This is a genomic window from Streptomyces sp. NBC_01384 (genome assembly GCF_045040035.1).
Taxonomy (GTDB): Bacteria; Actinomycetota; Actinomycetes; order Streptomycetales; family Streptomycetaceae; genus Streptomyces.
On record NZ_CP109559.1, the window covers coordinates 3,951,968 to 3,974,014 of the forward strand.

22 protein-coding genes, 4 tRNA genes and 1 pseudogene are annotated in these 22,047 nt (G+C 68.8%); 8 read left to right on the forward strand and 19 right to left on the reverse strand.

What is annotated here, in order from left to right:
* Positions 1-21 precede the first annotated feature (21 nt).
* From OG747_RS17915 to OG747_RS17940, 6 genes are all read right to left on the reverse strand, one after another.
* Positions 22-966, reverse strand: a complete 945-nt coding sequence (locus tag OG747_RS17915) for a hypothetical protein (protein ID WP_405880335.1) — start codon at positions 964-966, stop codon at positions 22-24.
* Between the two features lie 226 nt (positions 967-1,192).
* Positions 1,193-1,918 (reverse strand): 50S ribosomal protein L1, encoded by a 726-nt coding sequence (rplA, locus tag OG747_RS17920; protein ID WP_405880336.1) that lies wholly within the window; start codon positions 1,916-1,918, stop codon positions 1,193-1,195.
* A 94-nt stretch (positions 1,919-2,012) separates the two neighbouring features.
* The gene (gene rplK, locus OG747_RS17925) at positions 2,013-2,447 is read right to left on the reverse strand and encodes a 50S ribosomal protein L11 (protein WP_266761707.1); all 435 of its coding nucleotides are present in this window, start codon (positions 2,445-2,447) and stop codon (positions 2,013-2,015) included.
* A 193-nt stretch (positions 2,448-2,640) separates the two neighbouring features.
* On the reverse strand, positions 2,641-3,558 hold the full coding sequence (nusG, locus tag OG747_RS17930; protein ID WP_405880337.1) for a transcription termination/antitermination protein NusG: 918 nt from the start codon (positions 3,556-3,558) through the stop codon (positions 2,641-2,643).
* A 77-nt stretch (positions 3,559-3,635) separates the two neighbouring features.
* The gene (gene secE, locus OG747_RS17935; protein ID WP_405880338.1) at positions 3,636-3,917 is read right to left on the reverse strand and encodes a preprotein translocase subunit SecE; all 282 of its coding nucleotides are present in this window, start codon (positions 3,915-3,917) and stop codon (positions 3,636-3,638) included.
* A gap of 107 nt (positions 3,918-4,024) precedes the next feature.
* Positions 4,025-4,097, reverse strand: a tRNA-Trp gene (locus OG747_RS17940).
* Between the two features lie 246 nt (positions 4,098-4,343).
* On the opposite strand from OG747_RS17940, the gene OG747_RS17945 reads away from it, so the two are divergent.
* Together OG747_RS17945 and OG747_RS17950 are read left to right on the forward strand one after the other, a co-directional pair.
* The gene (locus OG747_RS17945) at positions 4,344-5,570 is read left to right on the forward strand and encodes a pyridoxal phosphate-dependent aminotransferase (RefSeq protein WP_405880339.1); all 1,227 of its coding nucleotides are present in this window, start codon (positions 4,344-4,346) and stop codon (positions 5,568-5,570) included.
* Between the two features lie 129 nt (positions 5,571-5,699).
* Positions 5,700-6,740 (forward strand): adenosine deaminase, encoded by a 1,041-nt coding sequence (locus tag OG747_RS17950; RefSeq protein WP_405880340.1) that lies wholly within the window; start codon positions 5,700-5,702, stop codon positions 6,738-6,740.
* 82 nt (positions 6,741-6,822) lie between these two features.
* Here OG747_RS17950 and OG747_RS17955 read toward each other — a convergent pair whose 3' ends face one another.
* Positions 6,823-7,461, reverse strand: coding sequence for a TetR/AcrR family transcriptional regulator (locus OG747_RS17955; protein WP_405880341.1), 639 nt, complete (start codon positions 7,459-7,461; stop codon positions 6,823-6,825).
* A 150-nt stretch (positions 7,462-7,611) separates the two neighbouring features.
* Between OG747_RS17955 and OG747_RS17960 the strand changes: the two genes are divergently transcribed.
* Positions 7,612-8,244, forward strand: coding sequence for an NAD(P)-dependent oxidoreductase (locus tag OG747_RS17960; protein WP_405880342.1), 633 nt, complete (start codon positions 7,612-7,614; stop codon positions 8,242-8,244).
* A gap of 72 nt (positions 8,245-8,316) precedes the next feature.
* On the opposite strand, the gene OG747_RS17965 is transcribed toward OG747_RS17960, so the two are convergent.
* The 7 genes and pseudogenes from OG747_RS17965 to OG747_RS17995 all read right to left on the reverse strand — a co-directional run bounded on the left by OG747_RS17965 (position 8,317) and on the right by OG747_RS17995 (position 12,188).
* Positions 8,317-9,372 carry a UDP-N-acetylmuramate dehydrogenase gene (locus OG747_RS17965; RefSeq protein ID WP_405880343.1) on the reverse strand — a complete coding sequence of 352 codons (1,056 nt, stop codon included), beginning with the start codon at positions 9,370-9,372 and terminating at the stop codon, positions 8,317-8,319.
* Positions 9,373-9,897: 525 nt separating this feature from the next.
* Positions 9,898-10,551, reverse strand: a pseudogene (locus OG747_RS17970) (MFS transporter); the annotation flags it as partial.
* A 121-nt stretch (positions 10,552-10,672) separates the two neighbouring features.
* A complete protein-coding gene (locus tag OG747_RS17975) occupies positions 10,673-11,101 on the reverse strand; it encodes a MaoC family dehydratase (protein WP_405880344.1) in 429 nt (142 codons plus the stop codon).
* A gap of 2 nt (positions 11,102-11,103) precedes the next feature.
* Positions 11,104-11,556: a MaoC family dehydratase N-terminal domain-containing protein gene (locus tag OG747_RS17980; protein WP_405880345.1), complete on the reverse strand. Its 453-nt coding sequence runs from the start codon at positions 11,554-11,556 to the stop codon at positions 11,104-11,106.
* 188 nt (positions 11,557-11,744) lie between these two features.
* Complete coding sequence (gene rpmG, locus OG747_RS17985) at positions 11,745-11,909, reverse strand: 50S ribosomal protein L33 (RefSeq protein WP_004571794.1); 165 nt, start codon at positions 11,907-11,909, stop codon at positions 11,745-11,747.
* Between the two features lie 87 nt (positions 11,910-11,996).
* A tRNA-Met gene (locus tag OG747_RS17990) sits at positions 11,997-12,069 on the reverse strand.
* A 46-nt stretch (positions 12,070-12,115) separates the two neighbouring features.
* Positions 12,116-12,188: transfer RNA gene (locus OG747_RS17995), tRNA-Thr, on the reverse strand.
* 538 nt (positions 12,189-12,726) lie between these two features.
* Here OG747_RS17995 and OG747_RS18000 point away from each other — a divergent pair.
* On the forward strand, positions 12,727-13,977 hold the full coding sequence (locus OG747_RS18000) for a hydrolase (RefSeq protein WP_405880346.1): 1,251 nt from the start codon (positions 12,727-12,729) through the stop codon (positions 13,975-13,977).
* Between the two features lie 214 nt (positions 13,978-14,191).
* Positions 14,192-14,848: an SDR family oxidoreductase gene (locus OG747_RS18005; protein WP_405880347.1), complete on the forward strand. Its 657-nt coding sequence runs from the start codon at positions 14,192-14,194 to the stop codon at positions 14,846-14,848.
* A 97-nt stretch (positions 14,849-14,945) separates the two neighbouring features.
* On the opposite strand, the gene OG747_RS18010 is transcribed toward OG747_RS18005, so the two are convergent.
* A complete protein-coding gene (locus OG747_RS18010; RefSeq protein WP_405880348.1) occupies positions 14,946-15,158 on the reverse strand; it encodes a hypothetical protein in 213 nt (70 codons plus the stop codon).
* A 556-nt stretch (positions 15,159-15,714) separates the two neighbouring features.
* Here OG747_RS18010 and OG747_RS18015 point away from each other — a divergent pair.
* Positions 15,715-15,993 (forward strand): hypothetical protein, encoded by a 279-nt coding sequence (locus tag OG747_RS18015; RefSeq protein ID WP_405880349.1) that lies wholly within the window; start codon positions 15,715-15,717, stop codon positions 15,991-15,993.
* 3 nt (positions 15,994-15,996) lie between these two features.
* On the opposite strand, the gene OG747_RS18020 is transcribed toward OG747_RS18015, so the two are convergent.
* The 3 genes from OG747_RS18020 to OG747_RS18030 form a co-directional block, all read right to left on the reverse strand.
* Complete coding sequence (locus OG747_RS18020) at positions 15,997-16,770, reverse strand: hypothetical protein (RefSeq protein WP_405880350.1); 774 nt, start codon at positions 16,768-16,770, stop codon at positions 15,997-15,999.
* A 1,361-nt stretch (positions 16,771-18,131) separates the two neighbouring features.
* Positions 18,132-18,986, reverse strand: coding sequence for a polysaccharide lyase family 7 protein (locus OG747_RS18025; protein ID WP_405880351.1), 855 nt, complete (start codon positions 18,984-18,986; stop codon positions 18,132-18,134).
* 457 nt (positions 18,987-19,443) lie between these two features.
* Positions 19,444-19,525, reverse strand: a tRNA-Tyr gene (locus tag OG747_RS18030).
* Between the two features lie 202 nt (positions 19,526-19,727).
* Between OG747_RS18030 and OG747_RS18035 the strand changes: the two genes are divergently transcribed.
* Positions 19,728-20,216, forward strand: coding sequence for a YajQ family cyclic di-GMP-binding protein (locus tag OG747_RS18035; RefSeq protein WP_099500598.1), 489 nt, complete (start codon positions 19,728-19,730; stop codon positions 20,214-20,216).
* 121 nt (positions 20,217-20,337) lie between these two features.
* On the opposite strand, the gene OG747_RS18040 is transcribed toward OG747_RS18035, so the two are convergent.
* Positions 20,338-20,604 carry a GlsB/YeaQ/YmgE family stress response membrane protein gene (locus OG747_RS18040; protein WP_405880352.1) on the reverse strand — a complete coding sequence of 89 codons (267 nt, stop codon included), beginning with the start codon at positions 20,602-20,604 and terminating at the stop codon, positions 20,338-20,340.
* 185 nt (positions 20,605-20,789) lie between these two features.
* On the opposite strand from OG747_RS18040, the gene OG747_RS18045 reads away from it, so the two are divergent.
* Positions 20,790-22,034: an APC family permease gene (locus OG747_RS18045; RefSeq protein ID WP_405880353.1), complete on the forward strand. Its 1,245-nt coding sequence runs from the start codon at positions 20,790-20,792 to the stop codon at positions 22,032-22,034.
* Positions 22,035-22,047: the final 13 nt, after the last annotated feature.

The following is a 22,047-nucleotide window of genomic DNA, read 5'->3' on the forward strand; positions in this document are numbered from 1 at the left end:
GCCTCAGGAGAGTTGTCGAGCTCAGGAGCGAGAGCTCGTGCCGGACCCGCTCGACGTGTCGCTGCTGCCGGGCGTCAAGCCCTGCTTCTTCAGGAGATCCTTGAAGTCCGCGGTGTCGCCGGCCGGGGGCGCCACGGTGGAGACCTTCACTCCGTAGTCGCTGTAGTACGTCGTGGAGGACATCGTGCCGCTCGCCAGCTCGCCCTTCGAGGCCGCCTTGACGAGCAGGTCGTCACCGTTGACCCAGATGTCGACGTCCTCCGTCGTGATGCCTGCCTTGGTGAACTGCTTCTTCAGGCTGGCGAGCTGGCTCGCGGTGAGGTGGGAGCTCTTGGCCGCGAGGTCCGTGACGTTCACCGTGCCCGCGTAGTGCGTGGTCTTCTGGCCACGAACCGTCTCGTCGCCGACCTTCTTCACATCTCCCGAGGCCAGCAGGAGCTTCACCGACTGGTTCGGCGAGTTGTTCTGCATCTGGTCCTTCAGGAACGCGCCGGAACCGCCCGCGAGCTTCGCCAGGTCCACGTACGCGTACTTGATCCAGTGCTTGCCGCCCGCCTGCTTGGCGAACGTCTCGCCCATCTTCGCGTAGTAGGCGTCGGACAGATAGCGGGCCTCCATGGAGGTGCTGCCCGCCTTGCGCATCGCCTCGGCCATCGTGCCGCCGGTGTACGTGATCGTCGCGTTGCCGGTGATGCCGTTACCCCAGCCCATGACACCCTCCGACTTCATGGACATCAGCGTGCCCATGCTCGTCGTGGACTCGATCTTGGCGGAGTCGGCGCCGTCTGTGGACTTCTCGGCGGACTGCAGGGCCGCTATGGGGCTGACACGGGTCGTGCCCTTGTTTGCCGCCTTGTCGTCCTTGCTGGAACCCCCGGAGGAGCCCGAGGAGCAGGCGGCCACTCCCGTCAGCGCGCTCACCAGCGCGATGGAGAGAGTCACCTGGCGCACGGTCGTGCTCTTCATTCGTCCCACCCCTATGTGAATCCTGAGAGCTGCACGCTAGCGCAGCCCACTGACACACGTATCCGGATTTCGTGTCCGGGAAGCCGTCCAGGAGGCCGCCGGGAAGGCATCCGGGAAAGTGTCCGAAAACGTGTCCGGAAATAGGGACGGGCCCCGCACCTCGAAAGGTTGCGGGGCCCGTGCCAAGAGCGCGTATGCGACGCGGCCTGCAGGGTGAGCGGAAGGCTCAGACGGCGGCCGGGTCCTCCTCGACGAGGAGGTTGCGGGTGCGGTTCGGGTCGACCGGAATGCCGGGGCCGATCGTGGTGCTGATCGCGGCCTTCTTGATGTAGCGACCCTTGGCGGCCGACGGCTTCAGACGAAGGATCTCGTCCAGCGCGGCGCCGTAGTTCTCCACCAGCTTGTCCTCTTCGAAGGAGGTCTTGCCGATGATGAAGTGCAGGTTCGAGTGCTTGTCGACGCGGAACTCGATCTTGCCGCCCTTGATCTCGGTCACGGCCTTGGCCACGTCCGGGGTCACGGTGCCGGTCTTCGGGTTCGGCATCAGACCACGCGGGCCGAGGACGCGGCCGAGGCGGCCGACCTTGCCCATGAGGTCCGGGGTGGCGACGACGGCGTCGAAGTCCAGACGGCCCTTCGACACCTCGTCGATGAGCTCGTCGGAGCCGACGATGTCGGCGCCCGCGGCGAGTGCGGCCTCGGCACGGTCACCGGTCGCGAAGACCAGGACCCGGGCGGTCTTACCGGTGCCGTGCGGGAGGTTCACGGTGCCACGGACCATCTGGTCGGCCTTGCGCGGGTCGACACCCAGACGGAAGGCGACCTCGACGGTGCCGTCGAACTTGCTCGTGGAGGTCTCCTTGGCGAGACGGACGGCCTCGAGCGGGGCGTAGAGCTTCTCCCGGTCGACCTTGGCGTCCGCAGCGCGGAGAGACTTGCTGCGCTTGCTCACTACTGCTCCTGATGTGTTCTGAGGAGTCGTGGTACGGGCCGAGCAGGCCCTGCCACGTGCGGCTCGCGCCGCATGGTTCCTACGAAGGTGGGTGTCAGCCCTCGACCGTGATGCCCATGGAACGGGCGGTGCCGGCGATGATCTTCGACGCGGCGTCCAGGTCGTTGGCGTTGAGGTCGGGCATCTTGGTGGTGGCGATCTCGCGGACCTGCGCCTGGGTGATCTTGGCGACCTTGGTCTTGTGCGGCTCGCCGGAGCCCTTCTCGACACCCGCGGCCTTGAGGATCATCTTCGCGGCCGGCGGAGTCTTGGTGACGAAGGTGAAGGAGCGGTCCTCGTAGACCGTGATCTCCACCGGGATCACCCAGCCACGCTGCGACTCGGTCGCGGCGTTGTAGGCCTTGCAGAACTCCATGATGTTGACGCCGTGCTGACCGAGCGCGGGGCCGACCGGCGGGGCCGGGTTCGCCGCACCGGCGTTGATCTGGAGCTTGATAAGCCCCGTGACCTTCTTCTTCTTGGGAGGCATTCCGGGTCCTCTTTCGTTTTCGCCTTCCTACGTCCGAGTCGCCCCGGACGGCTGCCTTCAACCGAGGTGATGATCCGGATGGAGGCATACCGCACAACGATAACGGGTATCCATGCGCGGCCAAAAACCGAGCAGGTCAGACGGGCTGCGAGAGCCCGTCTGACCTGTTCGGAAGACGTACGTCCAGAAGGTGCTAGTTCTTCTGGATCTGGTCGAACGACAGCTCGACCGGAGTCTCGCGACCGAAGATCTCCACCAGACCCTTGACCTTCTTGGAGTCGGCGTTGATCTCGTTGATGGTCGCCTGCAGCGTGGCGAACGGACCGTCCGTGACGGTGACCGAGTCGCCGACCTCGAAGTCCAGCACCTGGACCTCGACCTTGCGCTGCGGAGCGGGCCTGCCCTCGGCCTCGGCGGCCTCACGGGCGGCCTTCTCCTCGGCCTCCGGGGCGAGCATCTTGACGATCTCGTCCAGAGTCAGCGGGTACGGGTCGTAGGCATTGCCCACGAAGCCGGTGACACCGGGGGTGTTGCGGACGACGCCCCAGGACTCGTTCGTCAGGTCCATGCGGACCAGGACGTAGCCCGGGAGCTTGTTCTGCTTGATCGTCTTGCGCTCGCCGTTCTTGATCTGCGCGACCTCTTCCTGCGGCACTTCGGCCTGGAAGATGAAGTCCTCGACATTCAGCGAGACGGCACGCTGCTCGAGGTTGGTCTTCACGCGGTTCTCGTAACCCGCGTACGTGTGGATGACGTACCACTCGCCGGGGAGCGTGCGCAGCTCCTCGCGCAGGGCGGTCACGGGGTCGACGGGCTCGGCCTCTTCCTCGGCCTCAGCCTCGTCTTCGGCCTCAGCCTCGTCTTCGGCGTCCTCGGTCTCGTCGGCGTCGTCATCGGCTTCGACGGCGAGAGCCTCGGCGGGAACGTCCTCGTCCTCGACGTCCTCACCGGACTCGTCCTCGACGTGCAGAGCCGCTTCCTCGGCGGGCTCGCCGGCGGCTTCGTCGGCAGCCTCGACCTCGTCCTCGACGTCCGCGCCCTCGACGATGTCGAGTTCGTCGTCAACGGACTCGACCGACTCGATGGCGCCGTTCAGGTTCGGGTCAGACACGGTGGCTGCTTCTTCCTGGATACATGGGGGTGGAACGCGCGAAAGGGGCGCCGGTGACGGCGCCCTTCGCTCTCGGCTCAGCCGAAGACGTACTTGGCGGCGTGGTTGAGCCCATAGTCAATCACGGTCACCAGGCCGATCATGATGACGACGAAGACAATCACCACTGAGGTGTACGTCGTCAGCTGATTGCGAGTCGGCCAGACGACCTTGCGGAGTTCCGCGACGATCTGGCGGTAGAAGGTGGCAAGGCGCTTCAGCGGGCCCTTCTTGGCGCGCTTACCGCCCTTGCGGGCCTTCTTCTGGGACTCGGGCGCCTCGGCGTCAGGCATGTCGATGGAGCCCACGGCGTCCGTCACTCGTCCTCACCTGATTCCGGGTCGTGGCCGTGCCGCGCCCGGTTGAGCCGCACGGCGGTGCATTGCAGTACGTACATGCGCACACATCCTGGCGATGGTGTGTGTAGCAGGGCCGGAGGGACTTGAACCCCCAACCGCTGGTTTTGGAGACCAGTGCTCTACCAATTGAGCTACGACCCTTTGTTCCCCCAACGTACCGCATCCGTCCGGATGCTCGGTGTGCACCGGATGAGTGCGGCCGGTGAAGGCCAACGAGGTGAGAGTGTACGTGGTCCGGAGCCGGGCGTCGAACAGAAAGTGTCCGTACGGGCTTTGTCCGTCGAAGATCGACCGGTGAGAGGTCCGGATCCGCACGGTTGTTCTCCCGTTGTTCAGTCTGTGAAACCCGCGTGCCGGGGACGTTTCCGGTCTGAAACGATGGGTCCCATGAGCGCTGCAACCCCTCCCACCGAGCGCCGGGTCTCCGCCCGAGTCGGCGCGATCTCCGAGTCCGCCACCCTCGCCGTGGACGCCAAGGCCAAGGCCCTCAAGGCCGCCGGGCGTCCGGTGATCGGCTTCGGCGCAGGCGAGCCCGACTTCCCGACCCCGGACTACATCGTCCAAGCCGCCATCGAGGCGTGCAAGAACCCGAAGTACCACCGCTACACGCCGGCCGGCGGCCTGCCCGAGCTGAAGGCCGCGATCGCCGCGAAGACCCTCCGCGACTCCGGGTACGAGGTGGAGGCCGCCGAGGTCCTCGTCACCAACGGCGGCAAGCAGGCCATCTACGAGGCCTTCGCCGCGATCCTCGACCCGGGCGACGAGGTCATCGTCCCGACGCCGTACTGGACGACGTACCCGGAGTCGATCCGTCTCGCCGGCGGTGTCCCGGTCGACGTCGTCGCCGACGAGACCACCGGCTACCGCGTCTCGGTCGAGCAGCTGGAGGCCGCCCGCACCGAGAACACCAAGGTGCTGCTCTTCGTCTCCCCGTCCAACCCGACGGGCGCGGTCTACAGCCGCGAGCAGATCGAGGAGATCGGCCGCTGGGCCGCCGAGAAGGGCCTGTGGGTCCTGACCGACGAGATCTACGAGCACCTGGTCTACGGGGACGCGGAATTCCACTCCCTGCCCGTGGTCGTGCCCGAGCTGCGCGACAAGTGCATCGTCGTGAACGGCGTCGCGAAGACATACGCCATGACCGGCTGGCGCGTGGGCTGGGTCATCGGCCCGAAGGACGTCATCAAGGCCGCGACCAACCTCCAGTCGCACGCCACGTCGAACGTGTCCAACGTCGCCCAGGTCGCGGCCCTCGCCGCCGTCTCCGGCGACCTGGAGGCCGTCGCCAAGATGCGCGAGGCCTTCGACCGCCGCCGCAAGACCATGGTGCGGATGCTGAACGAGATCGACGGCGTGCTGTGCCCGGAGCCCGAGGGCGCCTTCTACGCGTACCCCTCGGTCAAGGCCCTCATCGGCAAGGAGATCCGCGGCAAGCGCCCCCGGGACACGGTCGAGCTGGCCGCGCTCATCCTGGAGGAGGCCGAGGTCGCGGTCGTACCCGGCGAGGCCTTCGGCACCCCGGGGTACCTGCGTCTGTCGTACGCCCTGGGCGACGAGGATCTCGTCGAGGGCGTCAGCCGGATCCAGAAGCTGCTGGCCGAGGCACAGGCCTGACGTTTCCGTGCTCCACGCGCGTGTGCGGGCCGTTTCCCTCCGGGGAGACGGCCCGCTTCTTCGTGCGAGCAAGACCACTAACGGGGAAAGCGCTACCGGGACGGCGGGAACGTGCGGCAGGATCCTGGAATGGAGCGCGTACGTGATCTCTCTGAACTGCCGAAAGCCCATCTGCACCTGCACTTCACCGGTTCGATGCGGCCGACCACCCTGCTGGAACTTGCCGACAAGTACGGCGTCCGGCTGCCCGAAGCGCTGACCGACGCGCTGACCAGCGGAGAGCCGCCGAAGCTGCGGGCCACCGACGAGCGTGGCTGGTTCCGCTTCCAGCGGCTGTACGACGCGGCGCGGTCCTGCCTGAGAGGGCCCGAGGACATCCAGCGGCTGGTGCGCGAGGCCGCCGAGGAGGATCTGAAGGACGGCTCCGGCTGGCTGGAGATCCAGGTCGACCCGACGTCGTACGCGCCCCGGCTGGGCGGGCTCATCCCGGCTCTGGAGATCATCCTGGACGCGGTGGACTCGGCCATGCGCGACACCGGGCTGGGGATGCGGGTCCTGGTGGCCGCGAACCGGATGAAGCACCCGCTGGACGCCCGCACGCTGGCCCGGCTGGCCGTGCGCTACGCGGACCGCGGTGTCGTCGGCTTCGGGCTCTCCAACGACGAGCGGAGGGGCATGGCGCGGGACTTCGACCGGGCCTTCGCGATCGCGCGGGACGGCGGGCTGCTGGCCGCGCCGCACGGCGGCGAGCTGACCGGCCCGGCGTCCGTCCGCGACTGCCTGGACGACCTGCACGCCACCCGGATCGGGCACGGCGTGCGCGCCGCCGAGGACCCTCGGCTGCTGAAGCGGCTCGCGGACCGCGGCATCACCTGCGAGGTGTGCCCGGCGTCGAACGTCGCCCTTGGGGTGTACGAGAAGCCGGAGGACGTCCCCTTGCGCACGCTTTTCGAGGCCGGGGTCCCGATGGCCCTGGGCGCCGACGACCCGCTGCTGTTCGGCTCCCGGCTCGCCGCCCAGTACGAGCTGGCGCGCCGCCACCACGGCTTCACGGACGCCGAGCTGGCCGAGCTGGCCCGCCAGTCGGTACGGGCCACGGCGGCACCCAAGGACGTCAAGGAGAAGCTGCTGTCCGGCGTCGACGACTGGCTGTCCGGCCCGGTCGCCTGAAGTGGGTGAACTCCGTGACGCTCAGCCGCACAGGGGGTGCCTCACGGCGGTAGGGGCTTGCCTCATCGGCCCAGGGTGACCGTCACGAGGGCTCGTCCGCAACGGAGATTCCGCCCAGCAGCGTGCGGGCGATCGCGGCGGCGAACTCGTCCACGGGCGGCGGCTTGCCCTCCTCCGTGGAGTCGTAGGCGAAGGCGCGCTGGGCGCAGGCGCCCAGCAGAAGCGAGGCGGCGGCGTAGGTGTCGACTCCGGCGCGGACACGGCCCGCGTCCTGTTCGGCGCGGAGATAGGCGTCGAGGCCCCGAATGGGCATGTGGGGGCCCGATCCCATGGAGCGCATCGACTCCTCGTGCCGGCGCTTGAGCTGGGTTTCCGCGTACAAGGAGGCGGCGATCGGAAAACTCTGCTCATAGAAGAGGGCCGCCTGGCGGGCGATCTCGGTGAGGTTCTCCAGGAGGGTGTCCCGGCCCGGCTCGGCCGCGAGGCTGGCCAGGAGCGGGGCCAGCTGTGGCAGGCGCTCCCTGAGCACGCTGATGAACAGCTCCTCCTTGCTCGGGAAGTACTTGTAGAGCGCCGCCTCCGAGCAGCCCGCCGCCTTGGCGATCTCCTTGGTCGTGGCGCGGGCGAGGCCGATGGTGAGCATCAACTCGTGCGCCGCGTCGAGGATGCGGATCCGGGCCGGTTTCTGCCGCGTGGGCCGCGAGGGATGCAAGGGCTGCATGGGCCCCAAGGATTCCATGGCCGCCCCATTCAAGCTTGACGGGTGGGTGAGTACTTACTCACTCTAGAAGAGTGCAGGGGTTAGTGAATACTCACCACCCTTCACCCTCACCCTTCACTCCCACCCACGTCCGCCCGATGGGAACACGCCATGAAACTCACCGTCTTCGGTGCCACAGGAGGCATCGGCCAGGAGATCGTCCGGCAGGCGCTGGACTCCGGCCACCAGGTCACGGCCGTCGTACGGGATCCGGCGCGGCTGACCTTCAGGGGCGCGGGCCTGGAGGTGTTCCGCGCGGACCTCATGGACCCGGAGGCGCTGCGCCCCGCGGTCAGGGGCCGGGACGCGGTCCTCTCCGGGCTCGGCGCCCGCAGCCGCAAGGACGCCGGAATCGCGACCCGGCTGACCCGTACGGTGCTGGGCGCCATGGAGGCCGAAGGGGTGCACCGGCTGCTGGTGGTGAGCGCCGGGCCGGTCGGCCCCGATCCCGAGGGCGCCGCATTCATCGACCGCGCCGCGCGGGGCCTGGTCTCACTGGCTCTGAAGGACGTCTACGCCGACCTGGCGGACATGGAGGGCGAACTGGCCCGGAGCGCGACCGACTGGACGGTCGTGCGCCCGCCGCGGCTGCAGAACAAGCCGGTGACCACCTCGTACCGCACGGTCGTCGGAAGCTTCCCGCTCAAGGGCAGGTTCATCGGGCGCGCCGATGTGGCGCACGCGATGCTGGCGATGATCAACGACCCGGGGACGGTGAAGCAGGGCGTCGGAGTCGCCTACTAGGGCACCCGGTCGTTCACTGGATCAACTACCGGGTCGACAACCGCGTCGTCGACCGCTGGAGCGCTACGACCACTAGAGCGCTACGCCCACCGTCACCGGCTCGTTGACCAGGGTGATCCCGAAGGCGTCGCGGACGCCGGAGACGACCTCGCGGGCCAGCGCGAGGAGGTCCTCGGTGGTGGCCTGGCCCCGGTTGGTGAGGGCCAGCGTGTGCTTGGTGGAGATCCGGGCGGGTCCGGAGCCATAGCCCTTGGTGAAGCCGGACTTGTCGATCAGCCAGGCCGCGGAAGTCTTGGTGTGGCCGTCGCCCGCCGGGTACGCGGGCGGCACGACCTCGGTGCCGAGCCGCTCCGCCACGCGCGCGTGGAACGCGGCGAACTCCGCGTCCGTGAGGATCGGGTTGGTGAAGAACGACCCGGCCGACCAGGTGTCGTGGTCCTCGGGGTCGAGCACCATGCCTTTGCCGGAGCGCAGCTTCAGGACGGTCTCGCGGGCGGTGGCGAGCGGCACCCGGTCGCCGGGCTCGACCCCGAGGGCGCGGGCCGTCTCGGCGTACTTGATCGGCGCCGACAGCCCGTCCGCGTCCTCCAGCTCGAACCGGACCCGCAGCACGACATGGCGCTCGGGGTCGGCCTTGAAGCGGCTGTGGCGGTACGAGAAGGCGCAGTCGGCGCTCGTCAGTGTGACCGTCTCGCGCGCCTTGCGGTCGTACGCGATCACTTCGGTGATGGTCGACGACACTTCCTGGCCGTACGCGCCCACGTTCTGGATCGGGGTCGCGCCCGCGGAGCCGGGGATCCCGGCGAGGCACTCGATGCCCGCGAGCCCGGCCTCGACGGTGCGGGCGACCGCGTCGGCCCACACCTCGCCCGCCGCCAGCTCCAGCCTCGTACCGTCGAGGGCGAAGCCGCTCGTCGCGATGCGCAGAGCGGTCCCCGCGAAGCCCTTGTCACCGATGACCAGGTTCGATCCGCCGCCGATGAGCAGCAGCGGCGTACCGGTGTCATCGGCCTCGCGGACGGCGGCGATCACCTCGGCATCGGTCGTGGCGGTGATCAACCGGGTCGCGGGACCCCCCAGCCGGAAGGTGGTCAGCGGGGCGAGCGGGGCGTCGTGGAGTTCCTGCACGGGCCAAGAGTACGAGAAGGGCCCCGCCGGTCGGGGCGGGGCCGCTTCTGCGTGGTTCACGAGGTGCGTCGATCGAGGGTTTGGATACGAGGGTTTGGATACTGGACGCGATGCCGGTGCCAGGGTTTGAATCCCGGTCCCTGCACGAGGGTGAGCGTTTGGCTTCCGGACTCAGTGCGAGGCGGTTTCCATGACCGGCGCTGGAGCGTCTCTGGAACTCTTAAGGATCCTGGGCTATCGCGTGGCCCCGAGGGGTGGAAGCGGTAACGAGCGCGGACGAGTCCGGGCCGATCCTCGGGTAGAGCCCGTGTGCGGCGTCACTGGCGGTGACGCGGTGCCGGCGTCTGGACTGTGCCCGGCTCTTTCGGGTCGGGCACACCCTGGGATCGCTGCCCCGCCGGACGCTGAACCGGTCACCGCAGGTGAAGCACGATGCCAGTGGCGGGGACCGCGCGCATTTCAAGCACGCGGCGCGTATATCAGGTAGAACGAGAGGCAGTCCATAGGGTCACGCCCGAGCCGGAATCAGCTTTCCGCGGCTTCACCAAGCCAATCGCCGCACCGTTGGAGACCCTGGGCAGACTCGGAGGCGCCAACCTGTGTGCGTGCCGCGCGCCGCGCCGTCTGGATGAGCAGCGCCGCGACACCCGCCAGGGCGACCACCGCGGAGCCCACCACCAGCGCGGGCCGCAGGCCGTCCACGAAGGTCTGCGCGGTCCCGTAGCCGCCCTGCGCGGAGAAGATCGAGGACATCACCGCGATACCGAGCGCGCCGCCCACCTCACGCAGCGCGTTGTTGGCGCCGGAGGCGATGCCCTGTTCCTGTGGGCGGACGCTGGACATGACCAGGTTGGAGGCCGGGGCGAAGTACAGGGACATTCCGATGCCGCTGATGATCAGGGCGGGCAGCTGGGCGGCGTACGAGGCGTGGGCGGCGATCACGGTGGCGTAGTACGCGAGCCCGGCGGCCTGCAGGAAGAGCCCGGTGGCGACCACTGGACGACCGCCGATGCGGTCGGAGAGGTACCCGGCGATCGGCGCGACGAGCATCGGCATGCCGGTCCAGGGCAGCATCCGCAGGCCGGCCTGGGTGGGCGAGTAGCCGAGGACGCCCTGCATGTAGTGGCTGAGCAGGAAAATCGAGCCGAACATCCCGAGGAACATCAGCAGGCTCGCGGCGCGTGGGTGCGGGGATGGGGCGGCAAGCCGGGGACAGGGATGAGGGGCGAGCCGGGGCGAGTGCACGTAAGGGGCGCCTGCCAATGGCTAGCGCCCCTTACCCATCACTCCTGGTGTGCCGTCAGGCCAGCCGTACGACCGCACGCGACATGCCCAGGACCTTCTGGCCCGCGCTCATCGCGGTGAGGTCGACGCGGACGGTGTTGTCGTCCAGCTTGGCCGCGACCTTGCCGCTGACCTCGATGGTCGCCCCCTTGTCGTCGTTCGGGACGACGACGGGCTTGGTGAAGCGCACGCCGTACTCGACGACCGCGCCCGGGTCGCCGGCCCAGTCGGTGACGACGCGGATCGCCTCGGCCATGGTGAACATGCCGTGTGCGATGACGTCGGGGAGGCCGACCTCGACCGCGAACTTCTCGTTCCAGTGGATGGGGTTGAAGTCCCCCGAGGCGCCCGCGTACTGCACGAGTGTGGCGCGGGTCACGGGGAAGGTCTGGGCCGGCAGCTCGGTGCCGACCTCGACGTCGCCGTACGCGATCTTCGCGGTCATGGTCAGTCCTCCTCCGCCGCGCGTGCCACGAGCTTGGTGACGGCCGTCACCACGTGCTCGCCCAGCTCGTCGTGAACCTCACCACGGATGTCCACGATGTCGTTGCCCGCCATGGACTTGATCGCCTCGATGGTCGAGGTGACCGTGAGCCGGTCACCCGCGCGCACCGGGCGGGTGTAGGCGAACTTCTGGTCACCGTGCACCACACGGCTGTAGTCGAGGCCCAGTCGGGGGTCCTGGACAACCTGCCCCGCGGCCTTGAAGGTGATCGCGAACACAAAGGTCGGCGGGGCGATCACATCGGCGTGCCCGAGCGCCTTGGCGGCCTCCGGGTCCGTGTACGCCGGGTTGGTGTCCCCCACGGCCTCCGCGAACTCGCGGATCTTCTCCCGGCCGACCTCATACGGGTCGGTGGGCGGGTAGGACCGCCCCACGAAGGACTGGTCGAGCGCCATGGGCTCGGCACCTCCTGGTTTTCAGCCGCTGTAGCGAATCTCGGCCCGTGTCCGTCGCGGCGACAGTCCGTCGCGGCGGCACAGGGCCGGTGGCCGACGGAGTCCGTCCGGTCGAACGGGACCACTCGGCCGATGAACGACGCGAGGCCGCCCCCGTTACTGGGGACGGCCTCGTGTACGAGCCTGATTTATCGCGTCTCGCGGTGCGCGGTGTGCGCGTTGCAACGCGGGCAGTGCTTCTTCATCTCCAGTCGGTCCGGGTCGTTACGCCGGTTCTTCTTGGTGATGTAGTTCCGCTCCTTGCACTCCACGCAGGCCAGCGTGATCTTCGGGCGGACGTCGGTGGCAGCCACAGGAGTGCTCCTTGACGAACGGATGGGACATTAACGCATAGAAGAGTAGCCGATCGAAGGACCGACCCCGCAATCGGCTACTGTCTGTAGCGGTGACCGGACTTGAACCGGTGACACAGCGATTATGAGCCGCTTGCTCTACCGACTGAGCTACACCGCTGCGATGCGATCGGAACCCGTCTTGCGACGGGAACCTCACACACCAGAGCCCCAATACGGAATCGAACCGTAGACCTTCTCCTTACCATGGAGACGCTCTGCCGACTGAGCTATTGGGGCGAGCGATGAAGACATTACACGCTCGCCCGCCGATCGCCCAAATCCGTTTCGCGGCACCCGCCCCGGCCTGTTCCCGGGCGTTCCCCGGCCGTTTCTGCGGCCCCTCACGGACGGTGCTTCACGGCCGTGACTCGCGCCGCTTCCGCCCCGCGGACCCCGGACGCACCACCGCTTCACCAGCCTCTCCGTCCGATTCACCCGCCTTCGCGCACCGGCTTCTCCCGCCGCTTCTCCCGCCGCCTCTGCGTCCGGCTTCTGCCACCTCCGCGCGGGCTTCTCCGAGCTCTCTGTCCGTGGACGGACCACACCGGTACGACTATTGCGCTCCTCCCCGACGAGGACGGTTCGCCACCCTAGGCTCGACTCACGCTGCGTGATCTTGCCCCTCACTGCCCGCAACCCCACCTCGACAGGCCAATCCCACAGCCCGATCCCGCAAACCGACTTGCGCAACGTCACTCGCGCAACCCCACTCCCCGTAGTCGCCCCTCCGCGTAGTCGCCCCTCCCCGCAGCCGCCCCCGAGCCCCAGGAGCGCGATGCCCGACAGCCAGCCGCAGCCACCCCACTCCTCGTCGGGCCAGACCGACACCGCCTCCCTGCTGCTGTGCGGGGCGCGGCTCACCGACGGCCGGACTGTGGACGTGCGGCTGGGCGGCGGGCGCATCGAGGCGGTCGGCACCGCCGGAAGCCTGGCAGCAGGCACCCCCGGGGCGCTCGCCGCGAAGGTGGACCTCAGCGGTTACCTGCTGCTGCCGGCCCCCGCCGAGCCTCACGCACACGGCGACACGGCCCTGACAGCCGACGGCGACGGCCCCCTCTCGTACGACACCCAGGAGGTCCAGCGCCGGGCCACCGAGGCCACGCTGCTGCAACTCGGGCACGGCGCGACGGCGCTGCGCTCGCACGTGCGCGTCGGCGACGTACAGGGGCTCGGCGCGCTGACGGCGGTGCTCCAGGCGCGGCGGGCGCTGCGCGGGCTGGCCGAGGTGACAACGGTGGCGATGCCGCGGGTGCTGACCGGGATCGCCGGGGCGGACGGGCTCGCCATGCTCCGGGACGCCGTGAAGATGGGCGCCTCGGTGGTGGGCGGCTGTCCGGACGCCGACCCCGATCCGACGGGGTACGCGGAGGCGGTCCTGGAACTCGCCGCCGAGCACGGCTGCCCGGTCGACCTGCACACGGACGCCAGCGACCCTGCCCGCCTGGCCCGGCTCGCGGCGATGGCGGGCGGTCTGCGGCCGGGGGTGACGCTCGGCCCGTGCGGCGGGCTCGGCCGACTGCCCACCGAGGCGGCCTCCCGCGCGGCCGACCAACTCGCCGCGGCCGGCGCCACCGTGGTGTGCCTGCCCCAGGGCGGCTGCGGGGGCGTGGACCGGCGCGGAACGGCTCCGGTACGACTACTGCGGGCGGCCGGGGTACGGATCGCGGCGGGCAGCGGCGCCCTCCGCGACGTATCGAACCCGGTCGGCCGCGGGGACCCCCTGGAGGCCGCGTACCTGCTGGCCTCACGGCACGGGCTGCGCCCCGCGGACGCGTACGACGCCGTGAGTTCCGGCGCGCGCGCCGCCCTCGGGCTGCCCGAGGTGCGCGTGGAGGCGGGTTTTCCGGCCGAGTTGCTCGCCGTACGCGGAGACCGGCTCGCAGGGGCGCTGTCACTCGCGTACAGCCGGATCGTGGTGCACCAGGGGCGCGTGGTGGCGCGGACCAGCGCGGTGCGGGAGTACGGCAACTCGGCGGCGGCGGTGGGGTTGGACCTGCCTCGGCAGGGACGCGGGGAGCCGTCCTAGAACGCTCCGACCGCTCCGCACGCGTGGGACGTTTTCATGCCTCCACGCGCGCGTAACTGGCGTCTGCCGGTTGGCACGTTGTGCGCGCCGCTCCGACCGGAGGGCTACTACTCATCCGACGCTCATCCGACCGGGGGACGATTGCTCAGATAACCCGTGAGTTGTCCACAGGGTCGTACGGCAGAGGCGTCCATCCGGGCGTACGGTCGGAAACATGCGCATTGTCATCGCTGGAGGTCATGGTCAGATCGCACTGCGGCTGGAGCGACTGCTCGCCGCGCGCGGGGACGAGGTCGCGGGGATCATCCGCCGCGCCGAGCAGGGCGACGATCTGCGGGCGGCCGGTGCCGAGCCGGTCCTGTGCGATCTGGAGTCGGCCTCGGTGGAGGAGGTCGCCGCGCACCTGCAGGGCGCGGACGCGGCCGTCTTCGCGGCGGGCGCGGGCCCGGGCAGCGGCGTGGAACGCAAGCACACCGTGGACCGGGGCGCCACCGTGCTCTTCGCAGACGCGGCGGAGCGGGCAGGCGTGCGGCGCTACGTCGTCGTGTCGTCCATGGGCGCGGACCCGTCACACCCGGGCGACGACGTCTTCGACGTGTATCTGCGCGCCAAGGGCGAGGCCGACGAGTACGTACGCGGTCGTACGGCCCTGGACTGGACGATCCTGCGCCCCGGAACCCTGATCAACGACGCCGGCACCGGCCTCGTACGCCTGGAGGCCTCGACCGGCCGCGGCACGATCCCGCGCGACGACGTCGCCGCGGTCCTCGCGGAGCTGGTGGACACTCCGGCGACGGCCGGGCTGACCCTGGAGCTGATCAGCGGCTCGATGCCGATTTCGGTGGCGGTCAAGTCGGTGGCGGGAAACTAGGGAGTCAGGGACCGACGGGAACCGACGGGAACCGACGGGGAACACCAGGAAACACCACCGGAGCGCCCCGGACGCCCGGCGGGCCTTCGGAACCCGGTCAGAACAGCGGGAGCTGCCCGGGGAACTCGGGAACGGAGTACTCGTCCAGCGCGGGCTGGGCGGCCCCCAGCTGCGCCTGCCTGCGCGACCCGGGACACGAGACCAACTCCCCGCTGCCGCGCGCACCCGGCGGATCGTGCCGGGCGAACCGCCCCGCGACGACGGCGATCTCCCGACGGCACTCGGGGCAGTTCCTGCGACGCGATGACATGCGATCAGTGTGCCCGGCGGGGAGGGGTTGTACCGACGTACCGACGGTACCTTCGGGCGGTAAACCCCACGTCACCTGGGACACCCCACCATCCGTCCGGCCAGGGTCCCCCTCACCTCGGCGACGGCCGGCGCACCCCGTCGGGCGCGGCGTCACTGGCGGTGACGCATTGCCGACATCTGGACTGCGCCTGGCCCTTGCGGGTCGAGCGCACCCTGGGATTGCCGCCCCGCCGGACGCTGGGCCGGTCACCTCGGCGAAACCGTGGCACCGGCGGCGGGGACCGCGCGCATTTCGAGCACGCGGCGGGTACGCCAGGCAGAACGACAGGCAGTCCATAGGGTTATGCCCCTACCTGCCTTCAGCCCCCATGAGCTTCCTGAAGCCAATCTCCGCGCTGCTGACCACCCTGGTGAACCGGGCGCGCATGTAATACGCGAGGGAGGATCTGGTCCAGACCACCGCCGTCAAGCTGGTACGCGCCTGGTCCGAAGCTGATTTCACGCTGGACCGGCAGGACGGTGGCCGCTCCTTCGCCTACACCGTGATGCACGGCGTGATAGCCGACGCGGCTCGGGCCAACGACCGCGACCGTTCCTCACCCCCGGCCGAAATGCCCGTGGAGATCGCGGTGGAGCCCGACGAGGGCGACTACGTCCGCGCCGACCACCTTGAGTCCATCGAGAAGTTTCTCAAGGAGAAGCTCCCCGCAAAGGTCTACGAGGTCGGCCGCCTAGCGATCATCGCCAAGCTCTTACCCAGAGCCCCTGTGGCCGCCGTCCGGCGCTGGGCAGCCCCATGCGTACCCCCCACCGAGCGAGAGGCGGCACACTGAGGATCACGAGCCCCCACACGTTTTATCAGCGGTCCTCTGAACAGGAATCTTGTCGAACGGTGCCACGCCGGCAATCGGTGCGCTCAGGCTCGGGTGCCATCCCTTGTCCTTCTCAGGCTTGATCAGATTCTCAACGATGCTGCCGGCGAAGTCGGGCAGCAGGTAGACGTAAATCCAAAAGTTCTTACCCGCAGCCTCAGTACTGCCAACACCGAAGGCATCCGTCCGCCAGTCCCGCTCACCCTCACCCTGCGTCGCGCGACGAAGGTTGAACAGACCTTGTGTGTCGGGCGCGCCGCCTTGATCGTTCAGGTTGGCGGCCCAGATCTGGTAGCCCTTCGGGATCTGTCCGGTGCCCGCGACCGCTGTACAGGTGCCGATCCGGGCGAGCTTCCGGGGCTCACGTACCTCAAGCCCTCGCGCCAGGCTCACGAAGGTGGGCCCAGCAGTCGGCTTCCGCGCTTCCGAATTCGCGGCCTCCTCGGACTGCTTCCCCAGCGGAAATCGGTCGGGCCAGGCGCTGTTGGAAGCCCAGTAGGCCACGAGCAGCGTGAGAACCAGCGTGGTGGCCAGCATGACGCGTCTCGCCGGCGCGGCGCTTCCAACCGGCACAAAACGCTGCAGCAGGTAGAGGGCGGTACCCCCGAAGACCAGTACAGCCGGCAGCAAGAGGAAATCGGGCAGTTTCTCTGCCGCGCCGGCGGCAACGCTAGTCGCTGAAAGGACGTTGGCGGCAACGCTTGAGATGAGCAGTACGCGCTCGGCTCCTGGTGTCATAGGGAGGTTGTAGCCAGCTCTGTGACCTAATCACCCCTTGTTACACATCATGCATGGCAGTGCGACAAATCCAGAACTGATCCACTTGAGCCGATATGCCACATGTTCGAGGCCGTGCAACTCGACTGTCCGAAGGGAGCTTTACAGCCTGCTCGCCACCACCCTGTCCAAGAAACTGGACGGCAAGACGGCCGCGGCAGCAACGATCCGGCGGAAGCGAGCGATCTTCCGCAACTCCCCGGAGTGCGCGGTGAAGGCCGAACTCCTCACCGAGAACCCGCCCACCCGCATCAAGTGGAAAGCGCCAGGGCAGGCGGAGCAGGAGGCGGACCCGGCCCGTGCGCCGGACCGAGCAGGCCGCCGAACCCTTGACCGCCGTGCGGGACCAGAGCCCCCGGGGTCGCCGTCTGTCGGGGTTCTTCGGCTGCATGTACTACGCCGCCGCGCGGCCGGCGGAGGTCATCGGGCTACGACTCCAGGACTGCGACCTGCCGCGCCGCGGCTGGGGCATTCTTCGGCTCAGGCAGACACGGCCGCGATCGGGCTCAGCGTGGACGGACAGCGGCGAAGCGCACGACAAGCGGGGCTGCAGCACCGTTCGAGTAAGACGGTCCGACCGGTTCGGATCCCGCCCGAACTCGTGGCCCTACTGCACTGGCACGTCACCGCGTACGGCACGGCGCCCGACGGTCGGCTGTTTCAGACCCAGCGCGGTGGGCTGATCCAGGACGGCGGATACGGCGAGGTCTGGGCCGAAGCCCGATCATGCGCCCTGACAGCCGCGTAGAAGGAATCGCCGCTGGCCAAGCGACCATATGACCTACGCCACGCGGCAGTCTCCATTGTGGCTCGGCTCAGGAGTAGAAGCTCAGCCCGTGACCAAGCGCGCCGGCCACAGCGTCACCGTCCCCGGCCCGTCCACGCCCCCCGAGACGGAGCGTTCGAATGCGCGACAGGGCGCGACAGCGCACCCCTCACGAGAGCCCATGGCAAAGGCCCCGTGACCTGCGCTTCACGCAGGTCACGGGGCCTTTGTTCCCGTGTGGCGGCGCCAGGATTCGAACCTGGGAAGGCTGAGCCGGCAGATCTACAGACCTCGCAGTCAAACCAACGTGACCTGCGGAAACGTTGCGGACGGGCGCCCTCACCCCGCAAGGGCCCCACAACCAAACGCCAGGATCGGCGCCCTCGCAGCGGGGCGGGCACCAGCCTCTGGCCCCCGCGACATTCCGGAACCTGTCAGCGCGGCCACCGCGCCGCGGCAGTCTCGGTGGGGCGCGGCGGTGCGCCGTGCGGCCAAGAGACGCACCGACTGCCTGGTTGACGACCTCGCTGACGGTGCGGGATGCGTCGAGGTTCGCTCAACTGTGGGAGACGGTGAGGCCGTAGAAGGCGACCCGAGCGCCCTTGGTGGTGCTGTCGGAGGACGACTGGTTGTATGAACCGGCCTTGAAGTACTGCTTGTAGGCGTCGAACGACGACGGGATGGCGTAGTGCGTGGTGCTCCCGTTGACCGTCAGGTCGATGGTGTGCCCGCCCGAGACGCCGATCGTGTAGCTCCACGTCTTGCCGACCGATACGTGGCCGACGGTGTGCGTGGTCTGGCCTCCGGAGGGCGAGTTCTCCGTGCCGAGGACGATGTCGCCGCTCGACCGGTAGTACAGCTCCAGCAGCGGCTTGGTGGACGAACCTCCTGTGCCGAGGTGGATCTGTCCGACGCAGACGTTCGATGTGACGGACACGACCCGCAGCGTCGCCTTCATTTGATGCGTGCCGCTGAGCGACCAGTTGGCGGCGCTGCCGTTGCTGTTCATCTCCCGCAGTTCGGAGCGGGCGTAGTTCGAGTTCGGTGTGGTGACACCCTTCTCCGGTGCCCAGAAGGTCATCGCGCCGTCACGGGTGTCCGTGTAGAAGTACGAGTCCTGGAACCCGTTGGCCCCTTGAAGCCGGGAGGACGGGATCGTCGTCGGTGAGCCGGGAGAGCCCACCGGCTCCTGAAGCTGCCATACCGACAGGTCGAAATTCCCACCGGGCGCGACGGACGGGTCCGCCATGGGTGAGGAAACGACGTTTGTACTGCGCTGGCCGCTGGGTGTGCCGGCTACGCCCGCGGCGGCGGAAAGTGAACTGGCCGGCGCGGCGGGAGCCGCAAGGGCCAGGCCGCCGGTGACGGCGGTGGCGGTGGCCAGGGAGGTGAGCAGCGTACGCATGCGCATGGGGGGTGCCTTCCTGTCGGCTCGGTGGGCTCGGTTGGCGGGCGCGCGTATTTCTCAGCATGGAGTGTTCATGTACATGAACTACATATGTCAACATGAACACTTGGTGCCGCGACAGTAGAGCTGTGACGCGGTCACGTCAAGGCTGATGGTGGAGCAACGCATGCGTACCGGTGAACTCGCTTTGCCAGCCGGTGAATGCCGCACCCGGGGCGAGGCACGCGCTCAGTGACCAAGACAGGCGCTCGGCCCCAATGGCGGGCGGTGCCCCATTGGGGCACGCCGGGCTGGACCTGGATGTCGATCTCATCCACGTCAATGAACTCGACCAGAGGTCGCGGACACGCGACTGCTGTCGCGGAAGTACATCAGGCGGCCAAATCGATGCCGCAGCCGCGGGAACGACGAAAGGGCCCGCGATCAGCATTGCTGCTGGTCACAGACCCTTTCGGTCGTGTGGCGGCGCCAGGATTCGAACCTGGGAAGGCTGAGCCGGCAGATTTACAGTCTGCTCCCTTTGGCCGCTCGGGCACACCGCCGGGGTTGCTGCCGTGAGGACCGCTTTTCGGCGGTGTTCCCTGGCAACGACGTAAACGATACCTGATGCTCGGGGGTGCTTCGCCACCCGATTGATCTGCGCTCGGAGGGGAGCGGGTGGCTAGGCTTATGCGGATGCGGCCGGGGACCGATGCTGGGCTCGACGGCCGCCCCTACGCACCCCGATACAAGGAGCCACAGGACATGGCCGACTCCAGTTTCGACATCGTCTCGAAGGTCGAGCGGCAGGAGGTCGACAACGCCCTCAACCAGGCCGCCAAGGAAATCTCGCAGCGCTACGACTTCAAGAACGTGGGCGCCTCCATCTCCTGGTCCGGCGAGAAGATCCTGATGGAGGCGAACTCCGAGGAGCGGGTCAAGGCCGTCCTCGATGTGTTCGAGACCAAGCTGGTCAAGCGCGGCATCTCGCTGAAGGCGCTGGACGCGGGCGAGCCGCAGCTCTCCGGCAAGGAGTACAAGATCTTCGCATCCATCGAGGAGGGCATCTCCCAGGAGAACGCGAAGAAGGTGGCGAAGATCATTCGCGACGAGGGCCCGAAGGGCGTGAAGGCACAGGTGCAAGGCGACGAGCTGCGCGTCAGCTCGAAGAGCCGTGACGACCTGCAGGCCGTGCAGGCCCTGCTCAAGGGCAAGGACTTCGACTTCGCGCTGCAGTTCGTGAACTACCGCTAGCGGTTGGCCGTCAACTGGGCCCGGCCATTGGTTCGTTGCGCGTACGAGGAAGGGTGGGCACCCGAAGGTGCCCACCCTTCTCGCCTGCTGGCTGCGGTCTCAGAGCGCGCGCTCAACGGCCTCAACGGCGCGAGTCGCCGAACAGGATGCGGTAGAGGATGAGCAGGACGAGCGAGCCGCCGATCGCGGCGGCCCACGTGGCACCGTCGTAGAACTGCTTGGTGATCGGGTGGTCCAGCCAGCGGGCGGATATCCAGCCGCCGATGAAGGCCCCCGTGATGCCGATGAGGGTCGTGCCGATGAATCCGCCCGGGTCACGCCCCGGCAGCAGGAATTTGGCAATGGCTCCGGCCAACAGTCCCAGAATGATCCAGCTGATGATGCCCATGCCGTGAACCTGCCTCTCCCTGCTGTGCCTGTGCTGTGCTCCTGCTCCGGCCGGGCTGTGTCCATGCCTTCGAGTTCGAACAGCCGGTGGTCGTACCCGTGGTCGTGCTGGTGTTCATGGCGCCTTTGTCTGGGAGGACGCCTCGCCGGCGCCGATCGGTTGCAGCGATCAGTAGGGTGCAGCCCATGACTCAGTCCGGTTCCGAGTTGCGACGCACCCTGGGCGTCCCAGACGCCGTGGTCATCGGTCTCGGGTCGATGGTCGGCGCCGGGATCTTCGCGGCACTGGGCCCCGCGGCACGGGCGGCCGGGTCCGGGCTGCTGCTCGGACTCGCGGTCGCCGCCGTGGTCGCGTACTGCAATGCGATGTCCTCGACGCGGCTGGCCACGCTGTATCCCGCTTCCGGTGGCACGTATGTGTACGGACGCGAGCGGCTCGGGAGCTTCTGGGGGTACCTGGCGGGCTGGTCGTTCGTCGTCGGGAAGACGGCCTCCTGCGCGGCGATGGCGCTCACCGTGGGGGCGTACGTCTGGCCGGGGCAGGCGCACGCGGTGGCGGTCGGGGCCGTGGTGGCCCTCACCGCGGTGAACTACGGCGGCGTACAGAAGTCCGCCTGGCTGACGCGGGCCATCGTGGCGGTGGTCCTCGCGGTCCTCGCTTCCGTGGTGGTCGTGTGTCTCGGCTCGGACGCCGCTGACGCCGGACGACTGGACATCGGGGTCTCCGGTGGCGTGGGCGGGGTGCTTGAGGCTGCGGGGCTGCTGTTCTTCGCGTTCGCCGGGTACGCGCGGATCGCTACGCTCGGTGAGGAGGTACGGGATCCGGCGCGCACCATTCCGCGCGCGATCCCGACGGCTCTGGGCATCGCGCTCCTGGTGTACGCGGCGGTCGCGGTCGCGGTCCTTTCCGTGCTGGGTTCGGCCGGGCTCGGGCATGCCTCGGCGCCACTGGCCGACGCGGTGCGGGCGGCCGGTGTGCCGGGGCTCGTGCCCGTGGTGCGGGTGGGTGCGGCCGTGGCCGCGCTCGGCTCGCTCCTCGCCCTGATCCTGGGCGTCTCGCGGACCACGCTGGCCATGGCCCGCGACCGGCATCTGCCGGGCGCCCTGGCCGCCGTACATCCGCGTTTCCAGGTGCCGCATCGGGCGGAGCTGGCCGTGGGCGCGGTGGTCGCCGCGCTGGCCGCGACGGTGGATGTGCGGGGCGCGATCGGGTTCTCCTCCTTCGGGGTGCTGGCGTACTACGCGGTGGCCAACGCGTCCGCCTGGACGCTGAGTCCGGCTCCGGCGGCGCGGGCGGTGCCGGTGCTGGGACTCGTCGGGTGCGTGACGCTGGCGTTCGCGCTGCCGGGGGTTTCCGTGGTCGCGGGCGCGGCGGTACTGGGCGTGGGGGCGGCGGCGTACGGCGTGAGGGCGTGGGCGGCCTCGCGGTAGCCACCAGCGAGTC